The organism is Marinobacter sp. UBA2498 (assembly GCF_002341575.1).
Classification (GTDB): domain Bacteria; phylum Pseudomonadota; class Gammaproteobacteria; order Pseudomonadales; family Oleiphilaceae; genus Marinobacter; species Marinobacter manganoxydans.
Genome location: NZ_DDOI01000101.1, coordinates 7,637 through 10,662 on the forward strand (window position 1 = coordinate 7,637; position 3,026 = coordinate 10,662).

Below are 3,026 nucleotides of genomic sequence, written 5' to 3' on the forward strand. Positions count from 1 at the left end.
CTGGCAAAGGATGCAATCACCACATCACCACCGACCAGAGGTGCAGCGGCGGCCCGCATCGAAAGGACCGGAACGGTTCCGTCATACTGCCATAGCTTCTCGCCATCAGCGGCGCTGAAGCCGAGAACCTTGCCATCAGTGGTCTGGGCAACAACGAGCGAGCCATTGGACTGGGGCGCTGACAGTACTTCCGTCGGCAGAGGCTGACGCCAGACCTCGGAGCCGTCCTCACGGGAAAGGGCTACCAGATCCGCGTTCTCGGTGGTCAGGTAAAGATACTGCCCATCACCGCCGAGACCAGAGAAGATGCGCTCCTCAAATTCTGATTCCCAGACAACCTTGCCGGAATCCGAGGCCACTGCGTAAAGCTCACCATCTGCCGATGCGGCGTAGATCAGATCACCGGTATTCAGGGGTGCCAGGTAGAGAAAATCACCATCATGACCGTCGCCCACGGACATGCTCCAGACTCTCTTGAATTCGGCGGTCGCCTCAATCTCGGGAACCGGAACAGGTTGTTCGAAAGTATCCGTGGTGCTACACCCGGAAAGTGCCGCCAGCATTGCCAGCGCCATCAGCAGTCCGCGTTTTGAGATCCTGTCGCGGATAACCGGCATCAGGCATCCTCCCCGACACCGAGGTCTGCCAGTTTCAGCTCCAGAATACCGCTGCGACCTTGCTGGCTCTGTTCACGGGCGGCAAGGTAGGCCTCACGTGCGCCCTCCCGGTCACCCTGCGCCAGCAGGATATCGCCACGGAGTTCGGAGTACATGGCATCAAACGCATCGGCATCACCGGCGCCCTCGATGGTGGCCAGAGCAGCTTCGTACTGGCCTGCGGAGAATTGGGCACGAGCCAGACGATTACGGACCACAAGCGCCAGTGCCTCATGCTCTCCGGTTTTTTCCAATGCCCACTTCAGGGAATCAATGGCGGCTTCTGCGTTACCCTCCTGCATCAACTGCTGACGGGCGAGGATCAGGTTACCGTAAACCGCATAGGCGCTATCCGTGTAGTCCTCCCGCAGGGTCTGCGCTACGAAAGCGACGGTCTCGCCACTGGTTTCATCAGCCTGATCACTGAAGGCATTGAGGAGATTGGCAAACTGGTTGGCTGCCTCGGTGCGCTGCTGCGCCTGATGGTTCTGCCAGGCCTGCCAGCCAAAAACAATGGCCAGGGCTGCACCAATGCCGATCAGCAGAGAACTGCCGTTTTTCTTCCACCAGTCCTTGATCGCCTGGACCTGTTCTTCTTCGGTGCGCAACTCTGCCATGGGGACTCCTATCGTTGAATTTTTGCTTTTATATCAATCATTTTGGTCAGATTCAGCTGGCCAGCGACGTTGCCAGAATGTCGGCAAGTTCGTCCTGGGCAACTTCGGTCTGGGGCTCATCAGCTCGTAAGGGCTTCACCCCTGCGGTACCCTTGGCCACTTCGTTCTCACCCAGAATCACCGCATACCTGGCGCCACTCCGGTCAGCCTTTTTCATCTGGCTCTTGAAGCTACCGCCGCCACAATGGGAAACGATCACCCGGTCCGGCAATGCTGCGCGTAATTTTTCGGCCAGCACCAAAGCTGGCGCCAGCGACGCGTCACCCATCGCTGTCACATAAATATCGGCGTTACTGTTCACGTAATCCGGAACCAGCTCAAGCGTCTCCAGCAGCAGGATAAGGCGCTCCAGGCCCATTGCAAACCCAACCGCGAACGTCGGCTTGCCGCCAAGCTGTTCCACCAGGCCGTCATACCGGCCGCCGGCGCACACAGTGCCCTGGGCGCCGAGACTGTCGGTTATCCATTCAAAAACGGTTTTGCCGTAATAATCCAGTCCGCGGACCAGGGCCGGATTCACGGAATATTTCACGCCAGCGGCATCCAGCAGTGTTTTCAGTCGGTCGAAATGCTCACGTGACTCGTCATCGAGATAATCGTCGAGGCTGGGAGCATCTTCCAGGATCTTGCGAGTGGAGGGATCCTTGCTGTCCAGAATGCGCAGGGGGTTCGACTCCAGGCGGCGCTGACTGTCCGCATCCAGGTCTGACTTGAACTGGCTCAGATATTCCACAAGGGCTGTACGGTAAACCCGGCGGGATTCGGAGGTTCCAATGGAATTGATTTCCAGACGGGTATGCTCAGCGAGCCCCAGCTCTTTCCAGAGTCTTGCGGTCAGTATCAGCAACTCGGCATCAATGTCCGGACCGCTCATACCAAAGCATTCCACACCGATCTGGTGGAACTGGCGGTACCGACCTTTTTGCGGCCGCTCGTGGCGGAACATGGGCCCGGTGTACCAGAGCCGTCGGGTCTGGTTGAACAGCAGGCCATGTTCCTCGGCCGCCCGAACGCAGCCCGCCGTTCCCTCAGGGCGCAGCGTCAGGCTGTCCCCGTTGCGGTCCTCAAAGGTATACATTTCCTTTTCGACAATGTCGGTGACTTCACCAATCGAACGCTTGAACAGCTCCGTCTGCTCCACAATCGGCATGCGGATTTCCTGGTAGCCGTACTGGGCCAGTACCTTGCGAACCGTGGACTCCACAAACTGCCACAGGGGCGTCTGCTCCGGCAGGATATCGTTCATCCCGCGAATTGCCTGAATCTTTGCCAATGTTAACCCTTAACTCTGTCTGGATGGTTATGCCCGGGAATGGAAACGATCAGTTGTCCGAACGAGCAATGATCGATTCTTCCTGTTCCTTGCGACGTGCCACTTCCTCGCGAATCAGGCGTTCCAGATCGTCAGTCAGTGTGGCGTTGTCCAGCTTCTGATTCGGCTTGCCCGCCTTATAAAAAAGGTTCTTGGGGCTGCCGCCGGTAAGTCCGAGATCCGCCACTTTGGCCTCACCCGGGCCGTTTACGATGCACCCGATGATCGCCACATCGAGAGAATCGTTTACATCCTCCAGACGGGCTTCCAGATCATTCATGGTCTGGATGACATCGAAATTCTGCCGGGAACAGCTGGGACAGGCGATGAAGTTTATACCGCGACTGCGCAGGCGCAGGCTCTTCAGTATATCGAAGCCCA

3 protein-coding genes and 1 pseudogene are annotated in these 3,026 nt (G+C 57.7%); all 4 read right to left on the reverse strand.

What is annotated here, in order from left to right; all coding sequences use genetic code 11:
• Positions 1 to 617 (reverse strand): outer membrane protein assembly factor BamB family protein (locus B2W52_RS14085; protein ID WP_286803632.1); only part of this gene is annotated, 617 nt, incomplete at its 3' end.
• Positions 617 to 1,273: a YfgM family protein gene (locus B2W52_RS14090; protein ID WP_064228076.1), complete on the reverse strand. Its 657-nt coding sequence runs from the start codon at positions 1,271 to 1,273 to the stop codon at positions 617 to 619. The genes B2W52_RS14090 and B2W52_RS14085, both read right to left, overlap by 1 nt.
• Positions 1,274 to 1,325: 52 nt before the next feature.
• The gene (gene hisS, locus B2W52_RS14095; protein WP_273071041.1) at positions 1,326 to 2,606 is read right to left on the reverse strand and encodes a histidine--tRNA ligase; all 1,281 of its coding nucleotides are present in this window, start codon (positions 2,604 to 2,606) and stop codon (positions 1,326 to 1,328) included.
• Positions 2,607 to 2,655: 49 nt separating this feature from the next.
• A pseudogene (locus B2W52_RS14100) lies at positions 2,656 to 3,026 on the reverse strand (flavodoxin-dependent (E)-4-hydroxy-3-methylbut-2-enyl-diphosphate synthase); the annotation flags it as partial.

What these genes read in the sequence shown, in the direction of transcription:
- B2W52_RS14090 (WP_064228076.1), bottom strand. Translation starts at nt 1,273, where the DNA reads ATGGCAGAGTTGCGCACCGAAGAAGAACAGGTCCAGGCGATCAAGGAC.